The organism is Wolbachia endosymbiont of Drosophila leontia (genome assembly GCF_028981785.1).
GTDB lineage: Bacteria > Pseudomonadota > Alphaproteobacteria > Rickettsiales > Anaplasmataceae > Wolbachia > Wolbachia pipientis.
This window is the reverse complement of record NZ_JAPQLK010000019.1, coordinates 1-22,676: the sequence shown is the minus strand read 5'-3', so window position 1 is coordinate 22,676 and position 22,676 is coordinate 1. Positions and strand designations below refer to the sequence as shown.

37 protein-coding genes are annotated in these 22,676 nt (G+C 34.8%); 35 read left to right on the top strand and 2 right to left on the bottom strand.

Annotated features, from left to right (window positions below; translation table 11 throughout):
• Positions 1 to 2: 2 nt before the first annotated feature.
• The 33 genes from tuf (at position 3) to OZD63_RS00460 (ending at position 19,377) form a co-directional block, all read left to right on the top strand.
• Positions 3 to 1,163, top strand: coding sequence for an elongation factor Tu (gene tuf, locus OZD63_RS00620; protein ID WP_274980054.1), 1,161 nt, complete (start codon positions 3 to 5; stop codon positions 1,161 to 1,163).
• Positions 1,164 to 1,177: 14 nt separating this feature from the next.
• Positions 1,178 to 1,498, top strand: coding sequence for a 30S ribosomal protein S10 (rpsJ, locus tag OZD63_RS00615; RefSeq protein WP_274979871.1), 321 nt, complete (start codon positions 1,178 to 1,180; stop codon positions 1,496 to 1,498).
• A gap of 9 nt (positions 1,499 to 1,507) precedes the next feature.
• Positions 1,508 to 2,230, top strand: coding sequence for a 50S ribosomal protein L3 (gene rplC / locus OZD63_RS00610; protein ID WP_274979872.1), 723 nt, complete (start codon positions 1,508 to 1,510; stop codon positions 2,228 to 2,230).
• A gap of 2 nt (positions 2,231 to 2,232) precedes the next feature.
• Complete coding sequence (gene rplD, locus OZD63_RS00605; protein ID WP_275007817.1) at positions 2,233 to 2,847, top strand: 50S ribosomal protein L4; 615 nt, start codon at positions 2,233 to 2,235, stop codon at positions 2,845 to 2,847.
• On the top strand, positions 2,844 to 3,131 hold the full coding sequence (locus OZD63_RS00600) for a 50S ribosomal protein L23 (RefSeq protein WP_274979874.1): 288 nt from the start codon (positions 2,844 to 2,846) through the stop codon (positions 3,129 to 3,131). The genes rplD and OZD63_RS00600 overlap by 4 nt, the downstream gene beginning before the upstream one ends.
• Position 3,132: 1 nt before the next feature.
• Positions 3,133 to 3,957 carry a 50S ribosomal protein L2 gene (gene rplB / locus OZD63_RS00595; protein ID WP_274979875.1) on the top strand — a complete coding sequence of 275 codons (825 nt, stop codon included), beginning with the start codon at positions 3,133 to 3,135 and terminating at the stop codon, positions 3,955 to 3,957.
• A gap of 3 nt (positions 3,958 to 3,960) precedes the next feature.
• The gene (gene rpsS, locus OZD63_RS00590; protein ID WP_274979876.1) at positions 3,961 to 4,245 is read left to right on the top strand and encodes a 30S ribosomal protein S19; all 285 of its coding nucleotides are present in this window, start codon (positions 3,961 to 3,963) and stop codon (positions 4,243 to 4,245) included.
• A 5-nt stretch (positions 4,246 to 4,250) separates the two neighbouring features.
• Complete coding sequence (gene rplV, locus OZD63_RS00585; protein ID WP_274979877.1) at positions 4,251 to 4,598, top strand: 50S ribosomal protein L22; 348 nt, start codon at positions 4,251 to 4,253, stop codon at positions 4,596 to 4,598.
• 39 nt (positions 4,599 to 4,637) lie between these two features.
• The gene (rpsC, locus tag OZD63_RS00580) at positions 4,638 to 5,252 is read left to right on the top strand and encodes a 30S ribosomal protein S3 (RefSeq protein ID WP_010962753.1); all 615 of its coding nucleotides are present in this window, start codon (positions 4,638 to 4,640) and stop codon (positions 5,250 to 5,252) included.
• A gap of 14 nt (positions 5,253 to 5,266) precedes the next feature.
• Positions 5,267 to 5,680, top strand: coding sequence for a 50S ribosomal protein L16 (gene rplP / locus OZD63_RS00575; protein WP_274979878.1), 414 nt, complete (start codon positions 5,267 to 5,269; stop codon positions 5,678 to 5,680).
• Positions 5,681 to 5,691: 11 nt separating this feature from the next.
• Entirely contained in the window at positions 5,692 to 5,895 is a 204-nt protein-coding gene (gene rpmC, locus OZD63_RS00570) for a 50S ribosomal protein L29 (protein ID WP_274979879.1), read from the top strand.
• Positions 5,888 to 6,124, top strand: coding sequence for a 30S ribosomal protein S17 (rpsQ, locus tag OZD63_RS00565; protein WP_182309462.1), 237 nt, complete (start codon positions 5,888 to 5,890; stop codon positions 6,122 to 6,124). The genes rpmC and rpsQ overlap by 8 nt, the downstream gene beginning before the upstream one ends.
• Positions 6,125 to 6,137: 13 nt before the next feature.
• Positions 6,138 to 6,497, top strand: a complete 360-nt coding sequence (gene rplN / locus OZD63_RS00560; protein ID WP_274979880.1) for a 50S ribosomal protein L14 — start codon at positions 6,138 to 6,140, stop codon at positions 6,495 to 6,497.
• The gene (gene rplX / locus OZD63_RS00555) at positions 6,497 to 6,814 is read left to right on the top strand and encodes a 50S ribosomal protein L24 (RefSeq protein ID WP_410543735.1); all 318 of its coding nucleotides are present in this window, start codon (positions 6,497 to 6,499) and stop codon (positions 6,812 to 6,814) included. Before rplN ends, rplX begins: the two co-directional genes overlap by 1 nt.
• A gap of 6 nt (positions 6,815 to 6,820) precedes the next feature.
• Positions 6,821 to 7,354 carry a 50S ribosomal protein L5 gene (rplE, locus tag OZD63_RS00550; RefSeq protein ID WP_275007814.1) on the top strand — a complete coding sequence of 178 codons (534 nt, stop codon included), beginning with the start codon at positions 6,821 to 6,823 and terminating at the stop codon, positions 7,352 to 7,354.
• Between the two features lie 16 nt (positions 7,355 to 7,370).
• Positions 7,371 to 7,679, top strand: a complete 309-nt coding sequence (rpsN, locus tag OZD63_RS00545; RefSeq protein WP_274979882.1) for a 30S ribosomal protein S14 — start codon at positions 7,371 to 7,373, stop codon at positions 7,677 to 7,679.
• A 21-nt stretch (positions 7,680 to 7,700) separates the two neighbouring features.
• A complete protein-coding gene (gene rpsH, locus OZD63_RS00540) occupies positions 7,701 to 8,096 on the top strand; it encodes a 30S ribosomal protein S8 (RefSeq protein ID WP_275007813.1) in 396 nt (131 codons plus the stop codon).
• Between the two features lie 16 nt (positions 8,097 to 8,112).
• Positions 8,113 to 8,658: a 50S ribosomal protein L6 gene (gene rplF / locus OZD63_RS00535; protein ID WP_275007811.1), complete on the top strand. Its 546-nt coding sequence runs from the start codon at positions 8,113 to 8,115 to the stop codon at positions 8,656 to 8,658.
• Between the two features lie 5 nt (positions 8,659 to 8,663).
• Positions 8,664 to 9,035: a 50S ribosomal protein L18 gene (gene rplR / locus OZD63_RS00530; RefSeq protein ID WP_006279867.1), complete on the top strand. Its 372-nt coding sequence runs from the start codon at positions 8,664 to 8,666 to the stop codon at positions 9,033 to 9,035.
• A gap of 12 nt (positions 9,036 to 9,047) precedes the next feature.
• Positions 9,048 to 9,560: a 30S ribosomal protein S5 gene (gene rpsE / locus OZD63_RS00525; RefSeq protein ID WP_274979884.1), complete on the top strand. Its 513-nt coding sequence runs from the start codon at positions 9,048 to 9,050 to the stop codon at positions 9,558 to 9,560.
• A gap of 3 nt (positions 9,561 to 9,563) precedes the next feature.
• Positions 9,564 to 10,034 carry a 50S ribosomal protein L15 gene (gene rplO / locus OZD63_RS00520; protein ID WP_006279863.1) on the top strand — a complete coding sequence of 157 codons (471 nt, stop codon included), beginning with the start codon at positions 9,564 to 9,566 and terminating at the stop codon, positions 10,032 to 10,034.
• A 3-nt stretch (positions 10,035 to 10,037) separates the two neighbouring features.
• Complete coding sequence (gene secY, locus OZD63_RS00515; protein ID WP_274979886.1) at positions 10,038 to 11,366, top strand: preprotein translocase subunit SecY; 1,329 nt, start codon at positions 10,038 to 10,040, stop codon at positions 11,364 to 11,366.
• Positions 11,363 to 12,004 carry an adenylate kinase family protein gene (locus OZD63_RS00510; protein ID WP_274979887.1) on the top strand — a complete coding sequence of 214 codons (642 nt, stop codon included), beginning with the start codon at positions 11,363 to 11,365 and terminating at the stop codon, positions 12,002 to 12,004. Before secY ends, OZD63_RS00510 begins: the two co-directional genes overlap by 4 nt.
• Positions 12,005 to 12,063: 59 nt before the next feature.
• A complete protein-coding gene (gene rpsM, locus OZD63_RS00505; RefSeq protein ID WP_275007810.1) occupies positions 12,064 to 12,432 on the top strand; it encodes a 30S ribosomal protein S13 in 369 nt (122 codons plus the stop codon).
• 24 nt (positions 12,433 to 12,456) lie between these two features.
• On the top strand, positions 12,457 to 12,843 hold the full coding sequence (gene rpsK, locus OZD63_RS00500) for a 30S ribosomal protein S11 (protein ID WP_274979890.1): 387 nt from the start codon (positions 12,457 to 12,459) through the stop codon (positions 12,841 to 12,843).
• Positions 12,844 to 12,864: 21 nt separating this feature from the next.
• Positions 12,865 to 13,932 (top strand): DNA-directed RNA polymerase subunit alpha, encoded by a 1,068-nt coding sequence (locus OZD63_RS00495; protein WP_275007808.1) that lies wholly within the window; start codon positions 12,865 to 12,867, stop codon positions 13,930 to 13,932.
• A gap of 7 nt (positions 13,933 to 13,939) precedes the next feature.
• The gene (rplQ, locus tag OZD63_RS00490; RefSeq protein WP_274979892.1) at positions 13,940 to 14,368 is read left to right on the top strand and encodes a 50S ribosomal protein L17; all 429 of its coding nucleotides are present in this window, start codon (positions 13,940 to 13,942) and stop codon (positions 14,366 to 14,368) included.
• 23 nt (positions 14,369 to 14,391) lie between these two features.
• Entirely contained in the window at positions 14,392 to 14,730 is a 339-nt protein-coding gene (locus OZD63_RS00485; protein WP_274979893.1) for a YraN family protein, read from the top strand.
• A 41-nt stretch (positions 14,731 to 14,771) separates the two neighbouring features.
• On the top strand, positions 14,772 to 15,332 hold the full coding sequence (gene atpH / locus OZD63_RS00480; RefSeq protein WP_274979894.1) for an ATP synthase F1 subunit delta: 561 nt from the start codon (positions 14,772 to 14,774) through the stop codon (positions 15,330 to 15,332).
• Complete coding sequence (atpA, locus tag OZD63_RS00475) at positions 15,329 to 16,870, top strand: F0F1 ATP synthase subunit alpha (RefSeq protein WP_275007807.1); 1,542 nt, start codon at positions 15,329 to 15,331, stop codon at positions 16,868 to 16,870. The genes atpH and atpA overlap by 4 nt, the downstream gene beginning before the upstream one ends.
• A gap of 9 nt (positions 16,871 to 16,879) precedes the next feature.
• Complete coding sequence (greA, locus tag OZD63_RS00470) at positions 16,880 to 17,374, top strand: transcription elongation factor GreA (RefSeq protein ID WP_274979896.1); 495 nt, start codon at positions 16,880 to 16,882, stop codon at positions 17,372 to 17,374.
• A gap of 6 nt (positions 17,375 to 17,380) precedes the next feature.
• Entirely contained in the window at positions 17,381 to 18,025 is a 645-nt protein-coding gene (gene ribB, locus OZD63_RS00465; protein ID WP_274979897.1) for a 3,4-dihydroxy-2-butanone-4-phosphate synthase, read from the top strand.
• Positions 18,026 to 18,096: 71 nt separating this feature from the next.
• On the top strand, positions 18,097 to 19,377 hold the full coding sequence (locus OZD63_RS00460) for a M48 family metalloprotease (protein WP_275007805.1): 1,281 nt from the start codon (positions 18,097 to 18,099) through the stop codon (positions 19,375 to 19,377).
• 28 nt (positions 19,378 to 19,405) lie between these two features.
• On the opposite strand, the gene OZD63_RS00455 is transcribed toward OZD63_RS00460, so the two are convergent.
• Together OZD63_RS00455 and fabG are read right to left on the bottom strand one after the other, a co-directional pair.
• Positions 19,406 to 19,741, bottom strand: coding sequence for a TrbC/VirB2 family protein (locus OZD63_RS00455; RefSeq protein WP_236514837.1), 336 nt, complete (start codon positions 19,739 to 19,741; stop codon positions 19,406 to 19,408).
• 94 nt (positions 19,742 to 19,835) lie between these two features.
• Complete coding sequence (gene fabG, locus OZD63_RS00450; RefSeq protein ID WP_275007803.1) at positions 19,836 to 20,570, bottom strand: 3-oxoacyl-[acyl-carrier-protein] reductase; 735 nt, start codon at positions 20,568 to 20,570, stop codon at positions 19,836 to 19,838.
• Positions 20,571 to 20,836: 266 nt separating this feature from the next.
• On the opposite strand from fabG, the gene OZD63_RS00445 reads away from it, so the two are divergent.
• Both OZD63_RS00445 and OZD63_RS00440 read left to right on the top strand, forming a co-directional pair.
• Positions 20,837 to 22,357: an HlyD family type I secretion periplasmic adaptor subunit gene (locus tag OZD63_RS00445; protein ID WP_240991858.1), complete on the top strand. Its 1,521-nt coding sequence runs from the start codon at positions 20,837 to 20,839 to the stop codon at positions 22,355 to 22,357.
• Between the two features lie 142 nt (positions 22,358 to 22,499).
• The coding region (locus OZD63_RS00440) for a transposase (RefSeq protein WP_187470120.1) at positions 22,500 to 22,676 on the top strand (177 nt) is incomplete at its 3' end.

Below are 22,676 nucleotides of genomic sequence, written 5' to 3'. Positions count from 1 at the left end.
TAGTGGAAGCATTTGGAAAGCCGCATGTAAATGTGGGAACAATAGGACATGTGGATCATGGGAAGACGACGTTAACAGCGGCGATAACGAAGCATTATGGAAATTTTGTAGCGTACGATCAGATAGATAAAGCGCCAGAAGAAAGGAAGAGGGGGATAACGATAGCAACAGCGCATGTTGAGTATCAGACGGAAAAAAGGCATTATGCACACGTTGATTGTCCTGGACACGCTGACTATGTAAAGAACATGATAGTAGGTGCAGCACAGATGGATGCGGCGGTATTGGTAGTGTCGGGGGTTGATGGGCCAATGCCACAAACGAGAGAGCATATATTGCTGGCGAAGCAGGTAGGTGTTGGATATATCGTGGTGTATATAAATAAAGCTGATGTTGCTGATGCTGATATGATAGATTTAGTAGAAATGGAAGTGAGGGAATTACTGAGTAGATACGGATTTCCAGGGGATGAAGTGCCTGTGGTGGTTGGTTCAGCACTCAAGGCGCTGGAGGATGACAGCAGCGAATATGGAAAGAAATCAATAGACAAATTGATGGAAAAGTTAGATGAATATGTAGCGGTTCCACCAAGGCCTGTGGATTTACCATTTTTATTGCCAATCGAAGATGTATTTTCGATATCGGGGCGAGGAACAGTGGTAACAGGAAGAATAGAGAAGGGAGAGATAAAGGCGGGAGAAGAGATAGAGATAATAGGTCTGCAAGCGACGCAAAAGACGATATGCACAGGTGTTGAGATGTTTAAGAAGTTGCTGGATAAGGGAAGTGCAGGACTCAATGTAGGAATATTGTTAAGAGGAACAAAAAGAGAAGAAGTGGAGAGAGGGCAAGTATTAGCGAAACCGGGGACGATAACACCGCATAGAAAGTTTAAGGCGGAGGTTTATGTATTAAAGAAAGAGGAAGGAGGAAGGCATACACCATTTTTTGCGAATTACCAGCCACAGTTTTATTTAAGGACAACGGATGTAACTGGGAGCATAAAATTGCTAGATGGGAAGGAGATGGTAATGCCAGGAGATAATGTGAGTGTAGAAGTAGAATTGCAAGTACCGATAGCAATGGATAAGGGATTGCGTTTTGCGATAAGAGAAGGCGGTAGAACTGTTGGTTCTGGTGTTGTTTCTGAAATTTTGGAGTGAGTGTAGTAACTAAGATGAAGCAAGATATATATATTAACATTAAGGCTTTCGATTGTTCTTTATTGGAGGAGTGTGTTCGAAAATTTGTTGATGAATTAAAGCGGTCCAGTGCAAAATTATCTGGTCCGATTGCGTTGCCAAGGAAAGATTCTAAATTTATTGTTAATAGATCTCCTCACGTTGATAAAAAATCTCGTGAACAGTTTGAAATGAGAACTTCTAGGCGTTTGATTGTTTTACGTGATCTTACTCCTACTATGATGCAGATGCTTACAGGTTTATCTTTTTCTGCTGGCGTAGAAGTGGATTTAAAAGTCAAGGAAGTTAAGGTTTAGGAGAAGGAAATGAAGAGAATAAATTCGCTGAGGAGAATTGGTTTACTAATGGTGAATATTGGTCATACTGCTATGTATTCTGACAATAGTCGCATGGCTGTAACTTTATTGCATCTCAGCGAAACTTATATTATTGATATAAAAGGACAAGATAAATGTGGCTATAATTCAGTCATTTTAGGCACAGGAGATTTTAAAAATATAGCAAAACCTCAGTTGGAATATTTAAAGAAAAAGGGTATAAATAATAAATGTAAGTTATACGAAAGTAGATTAAATGACCTGTCGGGAATAGAATGTGGTAAAAAAGTGGGAATCAATCATTTTGTGGTTGGTCAATATCTTGATATTACGGGTTATTCTATAGGTAAAGGATTTGCTGGTGTGATGAAGCGGCATAATTTCAGTGGGCTTAGGGCATCTCATGGTGTTTCTATTGCTCACAGATCACAAGGTTCCACTGGCCAATGTCAGGATCCTGGTAGAGTATTCAAAGGAAAGAAAATGGCTGGTCATTTAGGTAACAGCAGGATAACTGCACAAAATATGAAGATATTATCCATTGATCATGAAAATAGTATAATTGCTGTGAAGGGTAATAATGTTCCTGGGTTTAAAAATTCCTATGTTTTTGTAAGAGATGCAGTTAAAAAATCTTTACATAAAGATGTTCCTTTTCCGGTAGGTTTACTGTTAGATGTAAATGATGATGCTAGTAATTTGGTAAGTTAGTTATGGAATGTAATTTAGTTAATCTATCTAATGATAATGTAGGTGCTGCTCAGCTCAATCCTTTGATATTTTCTGCTAAGCAAAAATTGAGTATTTTGCATGATATAGTGAGATGGCAATTAGCGAAGAGAAGAGCTGGTACTCATAAAACAAAAGGTATTAGTGATGTCTCTGGTACAACAGCTAAACCTTATGGTCAAAAACGTACCGGTAGGGCAAGACAAGGGAGCTTGCGATCTCCTCAATTTAGAGGTGGTGGGATTATTTTCGGCCCTGTTGTGAGGAGTCATACTTATTCTCTTAATAAGAAGGTACGCAAATTTGGTTTAAAAATTGCTTTATCTCTAAAGTATTTAAATAATCAAGTAATTATTCTGGATAATTTAAATATTGATGTGAAGAAAACGTCTGAAATGTGTAAATGTATTAAAAGTTTTAAATTTTCTTCCTTTTTGATAGTTGGTGATTATGGAGATGATTTGTTGCGTGCGGCTAAAAACTTGCACTATGTAGACTTAATCAAACCTATTGGGTTAAATGTTTTTGATATATTGAATCACGAATGCGTGATGTTGACAAAGGATACTTTAAAGCATCTTGAAGGTAGATTGTTATGATCAAATATAATAATATAATAAAATCTCCTATAATTACAGAAAAGGCCTCTTTTTTGAGGGAGAAGTTTAATAAATATTCTTTGTGTGTTTTTGTAAATGTAAATAAGCGTCAAATAAAGTTGGCAATAGAGTCTCTATTTGATGTTAAAATTTCTTCTATAAATGTTGTTAGAATTAAGCCTAAATATAGGCGTTTTAGGGGTGTGGTTGGTTGTGAAAAACAGAAAAAGAAAGTTTATTTTTCTTTGATGGATGGTCAAAAATTAGATATAATGAGCGTTTAGTATGGGTATGAAATTTTTTAATCCTGTTACTCCGTCTTCTCGTGGGACTGTGTTAGTAAGTAAAGTTGGTTTATCAAAAGATGAGCCAGAAAAATCTCTTACATCTGGTAAAAAGTCCAGTGGTGGAAGAAATAATCATGGTAGAATTACAACTCGTCATAGGGGTGGTGGTCACAAAAAGAAGTATAGAGTGATAGATTTTAAGCGTGATAGAAGTGGTCAAGGTATAGTTGAAAAAATAGAGTATGATCCAAATAGAAGTGGGTTTTTGGCGTTAATATCATATAAGGAAGATGATATTAAGTCTTATATATTAGCTCCTCAAGGTATGAAGCCAGGTGATGTTGTTACAGCTGGGAATGATGCTGATATTTTGCCAGGGAATTGTTTACTACTCAAGCATATACCTGTTGGTTCTTTCGTTCATAATGTTGAGCTGAAGCCAGGTAATGGTGCTGCGATTGCTAGAGCTGCTGGTTGTTATGCACAAATCGTTGGTCGTGATGGCCAATATGTTTTATTACGGCTCAGGTCTGGTCAAATTAGGTTGATTTTATCTTCTTGCAAGGCTACTATTGGTGTAGTATCTAATCCTGACCATAAGAATAGAAAGTTGGGTAAAGCTGGGAGAAGTAGGTGGCTTGGGATTAGACCTACTGTACGTGGAGTTGCAATGAATCCGGTTGACCATCCTCATGGAGGCGGGGAAGGAAAAACCTCTGGTGGTCGTCATCCTGTTACTCCTTGGGGTGTTGCAACAAAAGGAAAGAAAACTCGAAGGAGAAATAAATCTAGTGATAAGTATATAAAACAATTGAAAGGTTAGTTTATGAGTAGATCTGCATGGAAGCCTCCTTTTTGTCATCCTTCTGTATTAAAGTCGGTGAATAATGCTTTAAACAAGGGGTTTGTTAACATGGCTATAAAAGTTCATTCCAGGGCTTCTGTAATTCTTCCTAATTGTTTAGGTTTAAAGTTTGCTGTTTATAATGGTAAGGATTACATTCCTGTGAATGTTAATGATCAGAATATGATAGGTCATAAGTTTGGTGAGTTTTCACCCACTCGTAAATTTACTGGGCATAGTGGTGATAAAAAGGCGACAAGAAGGTAATTGATATGAAAAACAGAGATGTAATAGTTAAAGCTGGTTCTAGGGTTTTGAAATCAACTCCTCGTAAATTGAATTTGGTTGCTGGTTTAGTACGTAATAAAAAAGTTTCTTTTGCCACTGTGCAATTAAGATTTTGTGAAAAGAAAGCTGCAGGTCTTATAAGGAAGGTATTAAATTCTGCGATTGCTAATGCTCAAAATTATGGATTGGATATCGATAATTTATATATAAAAGAAATTTTAATAGGTAAGTCTCTTACTTTGCGTAGGGTATGTCCAAAAGCTATGGGTAGAGCTAATAGAGTTAGTAAACGTTATAGTAATATAACTGTAAAATTGGGGGAAATTGTATGATTCATAAAAATAGAAAATTAATAAGGAAAGTGCAAAAATATGGGAAACGTTAATCCTAAAGGATTTAGGTTAAAAATAATTAATACTTGGTCATCTATTTGGTATGCTGAGAAGGGTTATAAACAAGGGTTGCATCAAGATTTGTCTATTCGCAGTTATATAAATGAATCTTTTAAGCATGCTGGTGTTTCTAAAGTAATTATAGAGCGTACGATCGATTTGGTATCTGTAATAATACATTCTTCTAGACCTGGGGTGATAATAGGTAAGAAAGGCTCGGATATTGAGAAGATAAAGCAAAAGATAGCTGAAAAAGTAAAAAATAATGTGGAAGTGAATGTAGTAGGGGTTAAAAGGTCTGAAATAGATGCAGTTTTAATATCAAACAGCATTGCGCAGCAGTTAGAAAAAAGGGTTTCATTTAGAAGAGCGATGAAAAAAGCTATTCAAAGTTGTTTGAGGATGGGTGCTAGAGGTATTAAAGTAAGTTGTTCTGGGCGCCTTGGCGGAGCTGAGATAGCTCGTACTGAGTGGTATAAAGAAGGCCGTTTGCCTTTGCATACTTTACGTGCTAATATAGATTATGCTTTTGCTGAAGCAAAAACTATATATGGCATCATAGGAGTTAAGGTCTGGGTTTATATTGGTAACTAATTAGGTATATTGAAATGTTTGTTCCTAAAAAAAGTAAATATAAAAAAGTATTTAAAGGACGAATTAAGGGTAACACGAAAGGTGGTAGCACATTATCTTTTGGAGATTATGGTCTAAAGGTTATGGAAGCAGGTAGGATTCAATCTAAGCATATTGAAACTGCAAGGCGTGTAATATCTAGAACATTAAAACGCTCTGGTAAAGTGTGGATAAGAATTTTTCCTGATACCCCTGTTAGTAAAAAGCCGGCGGATGTGCGTATGGGTAAAGGGAAAGGTGGTGTTGAGTTTTGGGTATTTAAAGCTAAGCCCGGTAGAATGTTGTTTGAAATTAGCAGTGATGTTCCCATGCATTTAGCAAGATTGGCGCTTGAAAAGGCAACTGCTAAGCTTCCTATGAAGTGTAAATTTGTATCTAATCATAATTAAATGGAGTTGCAATGGATATAGCTGACATTGAATCGAGGTCCTCGCAAGAATTGCATGAAATTCTTGTGAATTTGAGAAAAGAGTTTGTTAATTTGGTTTTTCAAAAGAAGCTGGGCCAGTGCAACAACATTTCGCGTTTTAGCTTAATAAGAAAGAGCATAGCTCGTATTTTAACTGCATTAAATAAAAGAAGAAGAGAGGAAAAGAATGCCTAAAAAGGTTTTTTGTGGTACTGTAACTAAGGCTAAGTGTGATAAGACTGTAAAGGTTTCGGTATTACAAGTGTATAAGGATGAGCTGTATAAAAAGGTTATAAAAAAATACAAGAAGTATACAGCACATGATGAGAATAATAGTTGTAAAGAGGGGGACAAGGTTTTAATACAAGAACACAAGCCTGTTTCTACTACTAAAAAATGGGTTATTGTTAATAGCTCACATTGAATAGGATGTTTATATGATTCAAGAAAATACATTGTTGGAAGTAGCTGATAATTCTGGCGCGCGTGCAGTGCTTTGTATTGGTTTATTGGGTGGTAGAAAGTCTGCATCTATAGGTGACACAGTTATTGTATCTACTAAATCTATTACTCCAAGAGGGAAAGTTGAGAAGGGAAAAGTATATAGAGCAGTTGTGGTGAGGGTGAAAAGCCCTATTAGAAAATCTGATGGTTCTGTAATTCGTTTTTCTAGCAATGCTGTAGTTTTGATTAACGATCAAGGTGAACCACTTGGCACTCGGGTGTTTGGTCCGGTAAAAAAGTTATCATCTGGTTCTTTTATGAAGATAATGTCATTAGCTGTTGAGGTTTTATAATGAGTGCTAAAATAAAAAGTGGTGACGACGTTATAGTTTTAACTGGTAAAGATAAGGGAAAAATTGGTAAGGTAATCAAAGTTATAGCACGTGATGCTAAAAAGAAAGTAATTGTTTCTGGAGTGAATGTGCATAAGAGACATACTAAACCAAAAGCTGGTAGTAGTGGTGGTATATTAAATAAAGAGTTAGCTATTGATATATCCAACGTTGCAACATTGGACCCTAAATATAAAACTCCAACTAGAGTGGGGTTTAAGGTTGTAGACGGTAGAAAAGTGCGTTTTGCAAAAGTTTCTGGAGAAGTGATAGATTAGGTTGATATGTTTAAAGAATTGTATAAAGATAGCATAGTAAAGTCCTTGAAGGATAAGTTTAATTACGGCAATACAATGCAAGTGCCTAAACTTGTCAAGGTGTGTATCAATATGGGCGTTGGAGATGCTGCTACAGATAGTAAAGCAATAAATGAACCACTTGATAGCCTATATTTGATTGCTGGGCAGAAGCCTTTATCAACTTTTGCAAAAAAATCTATTTCTGGCTTCAAGATCAGAAAAGGTGCTACAGTAGGTTGCAAAGTAACTTTGCGTAGAGATAAAATGTATGAGTTTTTAGAAAGATTGGTATATATTGCTTTGCCAAGGGAAAAAGATTTTAGAGGATTTAGTGTGAAGCAATTTGACGGTAATGGTAATTTTTCCTTTGGTATAAAGGAACATATCTCGTTTTTAGAAATAGGCTATGATAAAATAAGTAAAATTAGAGGTATGGATATTAATATTATAACAAGTGCAGTTAGTGATAGGGAAGCAAAGGAATTATTACTGGCTCTTAAATTTCCTTTTTTTGATTAATTGAGAGGAGAAATATATGGCAAAAAAATCTATGATAGAAAGAAATCTTCGCAGAATAAAGTTGTGCGATCAATATAAAGAAAAAAGAGAAAAATTGAAATCTATAATAAATAATAAGAATTTGTCCATTGTAGAAAGGTTTACAGCTCAAAGTAAATTAATTAAAAAATTGCCTAGAAATTCTTCTAAAACCAAAATTAGAAATAGGTGTGCTTTAACTGGGAGACCAAGAGGAGTATATAGAAAATTTGGTTTATGTAGAATTGTTTTGCGTGATTTATGTTCTTTTGGGCAAATTCCAGGAGTTACAAAGTCTAGTTGGTAAATATAATATAAGGAGTATATTGTGGCGTTATCTGATAGTATTGGTGATTTTTTAACAAGGATACGTAATGCTCAATTGGCAATGCATAGGGCAACAAGGGTACTATTTTCTAAGATGAATTCTTCTATATTGGAGGTTTTAAAAGAGGAAGGGTATATCCTTGATTATGAAAAGCAAGTTGTAGATAATTTACCTTCTTTCATTGTAAAATTGAAGTATTATGAGAAGTCACCTGTAATTAGTGACATAGTTAGGGTGTCAAAGCCTGGTTGTCGTCGTTATTCTAAGTATAAGGACATTTCTAAAGCATATAATGGTCTTGGTATTTTTATTATATCGACACCCAAAGGAGTGATGACTGATTATAATGCACATAAGTTAAAGGTTGGTGGAGAAGTTTTGTGTCGTGTCTTTTAAATAATAGGAGAAATTCATGTCTCGTATAGGTGCTGCTCCTATCAATATTCCTGCTGGTGTTTCAGTTGAATATAATAATGGTAGTATGTTAATAAAGAGTGCTAAGGCTGAAAAGGAAGTTAGCTTGATCAGGGATGTTGTGTGTCAGATTATTGATAATCAGCTATTGCTTTCTGTTGATCAAGATAAGGATAATTATGATAAAATAAAGCCTATGTGGGGTACTTATAGGAGTAATATTAATAATATCATTAACGGCATGGTTGATGGTTTTTCTGTTAATCTTGAGATTAACGGTGTGGGATATAAGGCAGGGTGTGATGGTAAGTGTTTGACTTTGTATCTTGGTTATAGCCATAATGTTAAATATAAAGTGCCTAAAGATGTTGAGATTAAGTGCATAAAGCCAACTCACTTAGTAGTTAGTGGTATGGATAAGCAGAAGGTCTATATGGTGGCGTCTGATATATGCAAAATTAGAAAATATGATCCTTATAAAGGTAAGGGTGTTGTAATAAAAGGCAAATTTATGCTGCGTAAGGTTGTAAGTAAAAAGAAGTAATAAAAATGAAAAGATCGTATAATTTTTTAAGTAATTCTGAAAAAAGGAAGTTACGTAATAGAGCGAAGCTTGACAAGAGCGCTGAACGTTTACGTATATCCATATTTAAATCTAATAGGCATTTTTATGTCCAGTTAATTAATGATGTAAAAGGAATAACTCTCACTTCAGCTTCTACTTTGGATGCTAAAATTAAGGATGTATGTAAAGGGAAAGTCAACGCTGAAACTATAAAACAGGTTTCTTCTTTAATGGTTGAGCGTCTGTCTGGCATGAAATTAGAGCAGCAGCTTACGTTTGATCGTGGAGCGTATAAATACACAGGATTAGTTTCTCAATTTGCTGAGGCTTTAAGAAGTTCTGGATTTGAATTTTAGAAGGTTTTGAATATGGCTATAAAGAATTTACAAAATAATGATGATTTATCAGAGCTTTTGGTTTCGGTACGAAGAGTGACAACGGTTACCAAAGGTGGTAGAAGATTTTCATTTTCAATTTTGGTTGTTGTTGGCGATGAGAAGGGTAGGGTAGGGTGTGGAATAGGTAAGCACGCAGAAGTTGCTGAAGCAAGAGTCAAAGCTGTAAATGCTGCAAAGAAATCAATGATTAGAGTGTACTTGCGTGAAGGTAGAACTTTGCATCATGATATTAAAGCTAAATTTTGTTCTGGTGAGATAGTTTTAAGAACCGCAAGAGCCGGAACAGGTATTATTGCTGGTGGAGCGATTAGATCAGTTTTTGAGGTGTTAGGTATAAAGGATGTGGTAGCTAAATCCACTAGATCAAATAATCATCATAACGTTATATGTGCGGTGTTTAAGGCTTTTGATAGTATGTTATCTCCTCGTCAGGTAGCAAGCAAAAGAGGCAAAAAGATTAGCGAGATAGTTGGAAACAGGTAAAGTATGAATAATGCTGTAAAATTAAACTCTATATTTACTAAATTATCTAAGAAAAAGAAGCCTAAGTTGCTGGGTAGAGGTATCGGTTGTGGTAAAGGTAAAACATCCGGTAGAGGGCATAAAGGGCAGAAGGCTAGAAGTGGAGTTTCTATAAATGGTTTTGAGGGTGGACAACAGTCTATATATACTCGTTTGCCTAAAAGAGGTTTTAAGCCTATACGTAGGAGCATATACTCTATAATTAATGTTGGCGATATACAGCGCTTAATGGAAGCTAAAAAAATAGTGAAAGACTCTGTTATAGATAAGGAGAGGCTGTATAAATTAGGTTTTATAAAGTCTATTAAGGATAAAATTAAACTTCTTAATAAAGGTAAGTTGAGCGAAAAATTTGTGTTTCATGTTGATTTTGCGTCAGAAGCTGCAAAAAAATCTGTAGCTTCAGTTGGTGGTAGTGTGGAAATACTATCGTAAGTCATGGGCAATAAATCAGCATTTAATAGCTTGGATCCTACGTTGTTATATAAAGGCGATTTATTAAAGCGTATATTTTTTACGCTAATAGCTTTAATTTGCTATCGCTTGGGTACTTATGTGCCTATTCCTGGAATTAATCTTGATGTAATTAATGATATATTTCCCAAAGATGGCTCAGGCGTTTTTGGAGTATTTAATTTATTTTCTGGTGGTGCATTGGCTAGAATGACAATTCTAGCATTGAACGTTATTCCATATATAATGGCTTCTATCATTATTCAGTTACTTTCTTCTGCGATTAAAGGAATGAAGGAAGTTAAGAATGATGGAGAGTCAGGCCGTAGAAAGATGAATTCTTATATACGCTATCTGACCATAGTAATTTGTGTATTTCAATCAATTCCAATTTTGGTTGGATTGGAAGGGATGAATAGGGAAGGGGTATTGGTTGTAATCGAACCTGGTGTTATGTTTCGTACAATAGGTGTTTTCAGCCTTTTAGGTGGAACTATGCTTTTAATATGGCTTGGTGAACGAATCAGCGCTAGCGGTATAGGCAATGGTATCTCATTAATCATTTTCACGGGTATAATATCAGAGTTACACAGCGCTTTATCATCTTTGTTAACGTTAAATAAAAACGGTAGCGTATCGTTATTTATTATCCTTTTTGTTTTGGTATTGTTTTTTTTGCTGCTACTCTTAGTCATTTTTGTAGAGTCTTCTTATAGAAAGGTTATTGTTCAACATCCTAAAAAGCAATTTAAAAGATTACATAATGACGATTTTACTTATATTCCATTGAAGATTAATTTATCTGGTGTAGTACCAACCATTTTTGCTAATGCAATTTTATTGACACCTATTTCAATTGCAAATTTCTATAAGGGGCACGCTTTTTCTGATTTTATTTTGAATTACTTTATGGCAAATAAAGTAGTATATATTGTAGCCTATTTGGTGCTGATAGTATTTTTTAATTTTTTCTATACCAATTTTATATTTAATCCAGAGGAAAACGCAGATTTTCTTAAAAAAAATGGTGGTTTTATACCTGGTAGAAGGCCTGGGAAACATACTTCTGATTACCTTCAAGATATAGTTTTTAAGTTGACATTCATTGGCTCTGCGTATTTGGTAGTCATATGTACTGTACCTGAAGTTATGAGATATTATTATGATATACCATTTATTTTTGGTGGGACGAGCTTACTGATTATAGTGAACGTTATTACTGATACTATTATGCAAATACAATCTTATATTTTTTCAAATAGGTACGACAACTGGATAAAGAAATATGAGTCTAAAACGAGGAAAGTAAGATGATCATTGCGATTTTTGGTCCTCCAGGTTCTGGTAAAGGTACTCAGTCAAGCTTGTTAATAGCAAAATATAATTTAAAATTAATTTCAGTAGGGGATTTATTAAGGAATATTATATCTAGCAGTAGTGAGTTAGGTAAAAAAATAAAGGGTACCGTGGAATCTGGTAATTTAATTCAAGATGAAATTATATGTGGATTATTACGTGACCAGCTTGCATTAGTGGATGATAATTGCTTATTAGATGGTTTTCCGAGAAATTTAAACCAGGCTCATTTTTTGACTCAAGTTTTGCAAGAAAAATATAATAGGGATGTTGACATTGTAGTTGAGCTGCAGCTTGACGATAATATTGCAATCGATAGGTTAAGAAATCGTCTCGCGTGTTTGGACTGTAAAAGCATATATAGTGTATCTTCTTTTAAGAGTACTACTTGTGCTAAATGTAAAAGTACGAGGTTAGAGAAAAGAATTGATGATGCTGATATGTCTGCAATTAATAAGAGAATAAGTGAATATCACCTTCAAATGAAAGGTTTACGCGAGTATTATAAAGGCAAATTATTAACAATTGACGCTAATTTGAGTGTTGATGAGGTAACGCAAGAGATTGAAAGTAAAATTTCTTGTAATTTGGTTTGACTCTGAGTTGTTTTATGGTATAAATTAAGAGTTGTTATTAATAAAGTATCGAGGTACCAGTGGCACGTATTGCAGGCATAAATATTCCAGTGAGGAAATGTGTTCCTTTTGCATTAACTTATATACATGGTATAGGTATTGCTACTGCGAATGTAATTTGTCACGCTTGCGAAGTTGATAAGCGCAAACGTGTTTCAGAATTACGAGATGAAGATATAGAAAAGATCAGCGGTTTCATTAGACAAAATTATGTTATAGAAGGTGAGCTCAGAAAAGAAGTGGCTATGAACATAAAATCTTTAGTGGAAATGGGATGCTATAGAGGGGTGAGGCATAGGAAAGGTTTACCTGTGAGAGGGCAAAGGACTCATACTAATGCTAAGACTCGTAAAGGTAGATCTCGGTTGCCTATTGCTGGGAAAAAATAAAATTTATTATTATTGTGAGTTTTAATGAAAAAAGTCAAAACGGTTGGTAAGAGTAAGAAGGAGTTTATTACTGGTGTTGTCCATATTCGTGCAACTTTTAATAATACTTTTGTAAATGTAACTGATGTTCATGGTAATACGCTATGTCAAACTTCTGTGGGTGCATGTGGTTTTTCAGGTTCGAGAAAATCCACACCTTATGCTGCAGGTAAGGCTGGGGAGTCTGCTGCGAAGAACGCAATGGAGAGATTTGGTATGAAGGTTGTCTCTGTAATAATTCGCGGTCCTGGCTTTGGTACCGAAGCTGCGGTTAAAGCACTTCAGAGCTGTGGGTTGACTGTGACTTCAATTGCAGATAAAACCGCAATTCCTCATAATGGGTGCAGGTTAAGAAAAAAAAGAAGAGTATAGGATATTTGAAAAGGTTGTTTTATGTATTACAATAATGATGTTTCTCTCTGTAGCAATTTAGATAAATTGATTAAACCTAGTTCAGTTAAGGTAATATCAGATGATTCAAGTGAAAAAAGTGATATAGTGCTAGAACCGTTGGAAAGTGGTTTTGCTTTAACATTAGGTAATGCATTAAGACGTGTAATGTTATCTTCTCTTAAAGGTAGTGCTGTTTATGGAATAAAAATTGAAAGTGTAACTCATGAGTTCACTTCAATTCAAGGGGTGAGAGAAGACGTAACTGATATAGTATTAAATATGGGTATGTTGAAGTGTAAATTAAATGGTGCTTCTAATAAATGCTTAAATTTAAACGCTAAAGGGCCTTGCCAGGTATTAGCTGGGATGATAGAAACTGATGATCAATGCTCTATTGTTAATGAAGATTTGTTAATATGTACGCTGGGGCAAAATGTGGAGCTTAACATGACCATATATGTGGCTAGCGGAAAAGGTTATCTTCCTGTAACTAAATATAAAGAAAATGAACTTTTGAAGCTTATGAGTGAACAGGATTTAATTGGTTTTATTCCAGTTAATGCTTTGTATAGCCCTGTCAACAGGGTTTCGTACAGGGTAGAGAACAGTCGTGTTGGCCAAGTGACTGATAAGGATAAGCTGATATTGTCAATTGAAACTGATGGTACAATTTCTCCGAGTCAAGCTGTTGACTCTGCTGCAAGAATATTACAGGAGCAACTTCAGCCCTTTATTAGTTCTGATGTAAGTTATAAAAAATCGCAGGTTTCTTCGTCTAGTGGTGCTAAAGATTTGGGTTATGACCCTGTCTTATTGCGTAAGGTAGATGAAATGGAATTGTCTGTCAGGTCTCATAACTGTCTGAAAAACGAAAACATCACTTATATAGGTGATCTTGTGCAAAAGACAGAAGGTGAAATGTTAAGAACTGCTAATTTTGGCAGAAAGTCTTTGAATGAGATTAAGGCAGTTTTGACTAATTTTGGCTTGTCTTTGGGTATGAATGTGCTAAACTGGCCACCTAAGGATATAGATGAGTTGGCTAAACAACATACTGATGAAGATTAGGTGATATATGAAACATGGAATAAAAAAACGTAAACTATCTCGTTGTACTGAACATAGATTATCGACGTTAAAGAATCTATCTATCTCATTAATTAACCATGAGCAGATTGTAACTACTTTACCAAAAGCTAAGGAACTTCGTCCATATGTTGAAAAGTTTATTACAATTGCTAAGAATAAGAATACTTTACATGGTAGAAGACTTTTGCTTTCACGCCTTCATAATAGTAAGTTAGCGGTTGATAAGTTATTAAACGTCTTAGCCAGCCGTTATCAAGATCGTAAAGGTGGGTATTCTAGAATAGTAAAATTTAGCACTCGAAAGGGTGATTGCGCTTCAATGGCAGTGATAGAACTGGTTGATAGGGATATTGCAGCAAGAGGTAAGGTTTATAGTAAAAATAAAGAAGGAGGCAAAGTAGTTACACAAAGTTAATTGTTATCATAATTGTTCTTCTTGTGGTAAGTGGGTTACGCTACTTTGGCGAGTTATTAGTTTTAGTATATTTAAAACTGAAATGGTATAATGTTATAAAACGCCGTTACCGTTGTAAGTTCGGTGAAATTGACTTAATTGTATCTAAAAAAAAGGAGCTGATTTTTATAGAGGTTAAAACAAGTTTACTTGGAAAAGAAATACCGATATCTCATCTTCAATGTCAGTCTATTATAAATTCTTCTAAGTATTTCTTAAGTAAAAACCTTAGTTTTTTAGATTATTCAGTCAGGTATGATTTATATTTTCTTTCCTTGAAGAGAAGACCTGTTTATATAAAAAATGCTTGGATTGAAGAATGAAAGATTTGTAGCTGAATTAATTTAGATTTACTGGATTTAATATGAAAAAGACCCAATACAATAATTTAGTTTCATCTTACGCTAGAGTGCTATTTCATGTCTCAGGAAGCAGGTTAGGTATTATAAGGAAAGAAGTAGAATTTTTGTTGGCTTTTTTTAAGGATCAACGTGATGTTTTTGTGTACCTATCTCATCCTATGATTTCTTTTGCACACAAAAAAGAAGTGATGCTTTCTATAAATGAGCACTTGAGTGAGAATTTAGTAAAATTTATTATGGTTATATTTGCAAATAAACGCTCTAGTTTATTGATCCTTATGTTAGAAAAATTCTTAAGTCTTGCAAGAGAAAATGAAAATGAATTCGAAATTACTATAAAGTCAGCAGAAACTTTAAAGGAATCTGATATAAAAATAATTACTGAATCTTTGAGCTTTCTTGGTAAAATAATAAAAGTAAGCAATGTGGTTGATCCTTCTATACTAGGTGGCTTCGTAGTTAGGTATGGTTTTAATTTGATCGATGCTTCGCTAAAAAGTTACTTGGATAGGTTAGTTGACTTAAGTAAAATGGAAATATTAAAAGTAAGGAATTTTGTATGAAGAACAGTATGAATGTTTCTGAGATAGCAAGTATAATAAGAGAAAAGGTTGAGACGTTTGATAATCCTATAAAGCGGGAAAATATAGGTGAAGTAATTTCAGTAACAGATGGTATCGCATTGGTTTATGGGCTGGAAAAAGCAAAATTCGGTGAAAAGGTATTTTTTGCAAGTGGTGTAGAAGGAATAGTTCTCGATTTAGATCATAATACGGCTGGAATAGTTGTGCTTGGTAATGACCGTGATGTGAAAGAAGGGGACGTTGTAAAATGTAGTGGTGATGTTGTGCAGGTGCCTGTAGGGCATGAATTGTTAGGGAGAGTTGTAAATGCGTTGGGCCATCCTATGGACGACGGTGGGGAAATTAGAGCCAAAAACAGAATGGATATAGAATCTAAAGCGCCAGGCATTATTGATCGTAAGTCTGTGCATGAGCCACTGCAAACAGGAATTAAAATTATAGATTTGCTAATTCCAATAGGTAGAGGGCAGCGTGAATTAATTATTGGTGATAGACAAATTGGTAAAACTACTATTGCGCTTGATACTATTATCAATCAGAAGAAGATTAACGATGAGGTAAACGAAAATCAAAAAGTTTACTGTGTTTATGTTGCTATTGGGCAAAAAATTTCAACAGTAGCAAAAGTGGTAAATAAGCTGAAAGAAAGCGGAGCATTAGAGTATACAACTGTAGTTGTGGCTAGTGCATCTGACTGCGCGCCTATGCAATTTTTAGCACCTTATGCTGGTTGCACTATTGGGGAATTTTTCCGTGACAATGGAATGAATTGTTTGATTATATATGATGATTTATCTAAGCATGCTGTGGCATATAGGCAGATGTCTTTATTGCTCAGACGTCCTCCTGGTCGTGAAGCTTACCCTGGAGATATATTCTATGTACATTCTCGCTTGCTTGAAAGAGCTGCTAAAATGTCTGATAAAAAAGGGCAGGGTTCTTTAACTGCTTTGCCAATTGTCGAAACTCAAGCTGGTGATGTATCTGCATATGTGCCAACAAATGTTATTTCAATTACCGATGGGCAGATCTTTCTTGAGTCTGAATTATTTTATAAAGGATTTCGACCTGCAGTAAATATAGGTTTGTCAGTTTCACGGGTTGGTTCTGCTGCACAACTAAAGTCTGTGAAGAAAGTTGCTGGTTCTATAAAGCTAAGCTTAGCTCAGTATAGAGAATTAGAAGATTTCGCAAAATTTGGTTCTGATCTTGATGCTAGTGTTCAATTATCCTTGAATAAGGGTAAATATCTTGTCGAGTTATTAAAGCAAAAACAACATTTACCTATGTCAATAGAAGAACAAGTAGTGCTGATGTATATTTTTTCTAACCTATATAATCAGTTAAGTAAAATACAAATAAGTTACATTAATAAATTTGAACATGATCTTATTAATTATTTTCATACTGTGCATCCTGGGGTTTTAAAAAAGTTGTCAAATGACATGAGTGATGATATAAAAGGTGATATTTTTAACATTGTGAGTAATTTCGTTACTCAATTTAATTGCGTTTAGGTGGTGATTATGGCTTCATCCATTATTAATAAATTTCCTGTAACGAGTGAAGGTTTTGAGAATATGCAAGCCGAACTTGAAAAATTAAAGGAAGAAAAACCTTCTGTGATACAGGCTATTTCTGATGCTCGTGATCAAGGTGATTTGTCTGAAAACGCAGAGTATCATGCAGCACGGGAAAGGTTAGGTTTTATTGAAGGCCGTATAATGGAGATAGAAAGTAAGCTCTCACATGCGGAAGTAATAGAAGTAAAAAATTTGTCTGGTGATTCAGTAATGTTTGGTGCAACTGTGACATTAAGCATGTTAAGTGATAATAACGGTGAAGTGGAATATGTTTATAAGGTTGTAGGCGAATATGAAGCTGATGTTTCAAAGCAGTTAATATCTACTAGTTCACCACTTGGGAGTGCCTTAATCGGCAAAAAAGTCGGTGAATATGTGGAAGTGACAGTGCCAAATGGAGAGAAATTGTATAAAATAGTTAAGATTGAATTTAAGTAAATTATTATGGTACAGGCCACTTATGCTTCAATGAGTCTACCAGGTATTTCTTCTGTGGAAGATGTATTAGAGGATGCTCGTTCCGGTAAATTATTCATTTTAGTTGATGATGAAAATAGAGAAAATGAAGGCGATTTGATTGTCTTAGCTGAGAAAATAAAGCCGGAACATATGGCTTTTATGGTTAGGTACGGTACAGGGGTTGTTTGCTTAGCAATGACTAAATTTCACATGAAAAGGTTGGGCCTTAATTTCATGGAAAAGAAAAATATTGGTGAAAATCATACCGCATTTACTACATCAATTGATGCACGTTATGGCATTACAACCGGTGTTTCAGCAGGGGATAGAACGAAAACTATACATGCTGCTATCAACAAGGATGGTACTCAGGATGACATCATAACTCCAGGTCATGTTTTTCCTGTAATTGCACATAAAGGTGGGGTGGCACAACGTGCTGGTCATACTGAAGCGAGTGTTGAAATGGCGAAGTTAGTAGGGTTTGATCATTCAGCAGTTATTTGTGAATTAGTGAATGATGATGGCTCTATGATGCGCTTACCTCAGTTACTTAAATTTGCTGAACAACATAAAATTAAGTTAACTACCATCGACAAACTTATCAGTTACGTTAAAAATTTAAACTAGCGTTTATAAATTTGTATAATTTAAGTGTTAAAATATAGAATTTCTATAAATTATACAAGCACAGGATTTTCATGTTTAGAGTTGCTAAGTTTTTGACCTTATTGTTCTTTTTTGCATATTATAATAATGCTTACTCTATTGACATTATTAGAGATAGTGAAGTGGAAGCAATAGTGAAAGAGCTAGCGCAACCTTTATTTTCTGCTGCGGATATTGATCATGAGCAAATAAAAGTTTTTATAGTTAATGACAATTCGATTAATGCTTTTGTAATTAACAATAACAGTATTTTCATTCATTTAGGACTTTTACAATATTCGGCTAAACCTTATGTCCTGCTTGGTATATTAGCACATGAGATTGCTCACATATCTGCTGGTCATATATTGCAAATGAGTAGTGCTATGGGTTATTTTCAATCGATAGCAATGATTAGTTATATGGTAGGATTAGTTTCTAGTATTATCATTAACCCTCAGGTTGCTGGTGCAATTTTGCTTAGTGGTGTAGCGTTTAGTTCAAGGCTATTTTTTAACTATTCTCAAGAGCAAGAAAGTGTAGCAGATAGCTATGCTTTAAGGTATCTTGATGAATCTGGCTATGATAATTCAGGTATGAAAGAGATTTTTGATTATTTTAAAAGTATTGAGCATGAGAACACCGAGGAATATTTCCGCACTCACCCACTTAGTGAGAAACGTATATTTGCTGTACAAAATTATAAGGTTAAAAACAACGTAAAACCAATTTTTGCGGATAAGTTACTAAAGTTTGAGCGTGTGGTTGCCAAGCTAGACTCTTTCTTTGCTCCTATTCATGTGTTATCTAATAAATATGAAAATAATTCTGAGTATGTAAATGCTATAGTTTGCTATAGGCAAGGAAAGATAGAAGAGGCTATTGCTAAAGTTAATTCATTGATTCAAGAGTCACGCAATGACCCATACCTATATGAATTGAAAGCAGAAATGCTATACAAGGCCGGAAATTTAAGTGAAGCAATAAAAATGTATGAGGAATCGCTTAGGTATTTATCTGAGAAAAACAGTTATTTAGTGAAACTTGCATTATCTCATACTTTATTATTACACGGTGATGCAAAAAAGGCGATTTTTTACCTGGAGCAGATTTTGAATATAGAACCAAATAACGCTTTTGTCTGGAAGTATTTAAGCATTGCATATAAATGTGAAGCTGATACGGCAATGCATTATTTTGCCTTGACAAAAAAGGCTTGTATTGAAGGTGATTTAAAGCAATTTACAAAATATGCTGAGCTAGCTGTTAAAACTTTACCAAAAGATAGCCCTTATTTGTTGCAAGTTGAAGATATGAAGCGATTTAATGGATAACAAAAAAGCATTTCTGTACTTCTATGGGTTATTTCTTTCCACACTTTTCCAACATAGCTTTTGCTTCATCGCTTACATTGGGCATAACTTTTATTATAATCGTCTTAGCGCCAAAAAATACAGCACAAAACACGCCTAGAGCAAAGAGGGCTGGCCACGGCATCCTGCCAAATATTGCAAGCAAAGCTGCACCAATTATTACTACCGTCATAAGTGGACCGCCTATCCCCCAAACATAACCAATAATATTACATATTACTTGTGTTGTATCATCCATATCAGGACCAGTGATAGCTGCGTAACCTGAGAAAGAGAAAAGCAATACTACACACAAGACACCAAAAAATCCTATTATAGAGCTCATTTTTTTGCCTCTAAGTAATAAATTAACGTAAACCTAAACCTACACATTTTTTATTTTAAAGTAAAAATTATAATTTGTCCATACATAAGTGTTGCTACATAAATAACCCACCATTAATATTGAGCACATGCCCTGTTATATATTTTGCTTCATCACTTGCTAAAAACAAGACCCCTGCTGCTATTTCTTCCCCTGTTCCCATTCTTTTCATTGGAATATTATCTAATATTTTTCCCTTTTGTCCTTCATTTAAAACTTCAGTCATTTTAGTATCTATAAACCCAGGAGCAATACAATTTACTGTTATATTACGACTTGCAACTTCTTTTGCTATAGATTTGCTCATGGCTATTATTCCAGCTTTAGACGCTGCATAATTTGCTTGCCCGGCGTTTCCTGTTAGCCCTACTATTGAGGAAATATTTATAATTCTTCCCCAATTATTCTTAATTAGTTTCCTGCATGCTTCTCTACTCAGCTTAAATGTAGAGCTCAAGTTAATATCAATTACTTTTTGCCATGCTTCATCTGTCATTCTCAATAATAAACTGTCTTGCGTAATGCCCGCGTTGCATACAAGCCCGTCAAAGCCTTCCATCAACTCACTTGCTCTGTTTACTAGTTGATTTACTTCCTCAGCATTTGATAAATCACAAGGGAGTATGTGCATATTTTTTTCATATTGTTTAGCAACTTCTTCGAGCACTTCTTTTTTTGTGCCAGAAATACATAAAGTTGCTCCGGCTTTGTGCATAATTTTTACAATTGCTTGCCCTATTCCGCCTGATGCACCAGTAATCAGGAACTTTCTGCTTTCCAATTTAAGCATAATAACTTTATATTATCTTAATTCCTAACAGAATATTGACTAGTTGGCAATAGATTTCTTACATAATATAAGTAACTCAGATATTCACAAAATAAAGAAAAAGTTGTAATAAAGTTAAGCGTCAAAAAATTTTAAAAACATAATTGATGCAGGAATTGTTACTAAATAGTTTATTCTGGTGCTCTACAGTCTAAATGGAATGCTTAAATTATAGATTCTTTGTTTTTGTGTGTTATCTTGAGTTAACACAAATTCACAGTAGTATTATGATAAGTAAGTTAAAAAAGCTTAGCGCTGGATTTTCTTTGACAGGCTTGATTGGCCATGGTGATAATATAAATATGCAAGGAGCAAAAAATAAAAAGAAGAAGTACCCAAAATTTTTGGATAAGACGTTTGCATTGATTGATGCAGTGATAAATTTTATTTTAAAACGCGAAAGTAATAACGTAAATGAAGTCCTGAAAGTAACATGGGGACCACTATTTTTTGGTCTGGTAGTAATACTCATCTTTTTTGGGATAGGTGGTATTTGGTCGGCTATAGCTCCAATTGACGGTGCGGTGCATGCAAGTGGAGAAGTTATTGTATCTTCAAATAGAAAAATAGTTCAACACTTGGGCGGAGGAATAATAAGCAAAATTTTAGTAAAAGAGGGTCAAGCAGTTAAAAAAGATGAGCCTCTAGTTTTGTTGAGTGATGTTAACGAGAAGGCGAATTTAAGTATCATCAAAGAGAAGCTCTTATCATTTTTAGCAACAGAAGCAAGGCTTCTTGCAATCAGAGTAGATTTGGACACGCTCGAGTTTCCTGATGAGGTTAAAAAATTATCTCACGATGAACTTGTAAATAAAGCGATAAAGAATCAAGTAAAGTTGTTCAACTCTCAGAGAAAGAGCATATTGGGAAAAACAGACATACTGCAACAACGTATAAAGCAGTTAAATGATGAATTAGCGGGGCTAAACTTTCAACTAAATGCAGCTCATAAGCAATATGACTTGATAACTGAGGAGTTGGAAACAAAAAGACAATTACTTGATAGTGGCCATATAAGCAAACCACACATTTTAGCTTTAGAAAAACAGTTTGCTGAAATTGAAGGCAGAGTTGGACATTACCGTTCTGCAATATCTCAAGTGCAGCAAAAAATTGGGGAGAATGAATTAGAAATTATAAACGTAAAAAATGATTCTCAAGAAAGAGCAAACGCTGAACTTAAGGAAGTTAGTACGTCTATTGCAGACTTGAAAGAGAGGCTGATGGTTGCTGAAGATTCATTAGCACGTACAATAATAAAATCGCCTCAAGATGGGATAGTGACAGATATAAGATACCATACTGAAGGTGGTGTTATACAATCTGGAGTTCCGATCATGAGCGTAGTGCCATCAGATGATGACCTAATAATAGATGCTAAAATTCAGACCAGAAACATAGAAGAGATACTGTCAGCACAAAAGAAAGATAGCAATATAGTCTCTATTGATGGGCTAGAAGGGCTAAAGGTTAAAGTTCGTTTAAGTGCTTACAGTGCACGTCGTTTAAGTTTAATTAATGGTATAGTAAGCAATATTTCTCCCGATGCCCTTGATGATCCAAGGCTAGGGCGTTATTATTCAGTACGTGTAGTGATACCAAAACCAGAGCTTGCTCAGTTTAAAAACGTATACCTATACCCTGGTATGCCAGCAGAAGTGTACATAGTTACTCAATCTCGTACTCTTTTATCATTCTTGTTTACGCCTATAATTGCAACAGTCGATAGGTCTTTTATAGAAAGGTAGCTCACTCGTTAAAGTAGTAGTGAAAGTGCCGTAATAAAATTTAGGTACATAATTAGACAATAGGCTTTTTGACCTTGCCCAGAAAAAGTGGAGAGAAAGAAAGGAGTTTTTTCGGGTAAAATAAAATTTTGGAGGATTAGAAATGGCAAGAGAATATACGGCAGAATTCAAATTGGAAGCTGTTAAGCTGGCAAATGAACAAAGAAAGGTAGGTCAACCAGTTGCAAAAGTAGCAAGAGATCTAGGAATAAGGGATAGTGTATTAGGAAAATGGATGAAGAAATATAACGAAAAAAAGTCAGCGGCAAATGCATTTCCA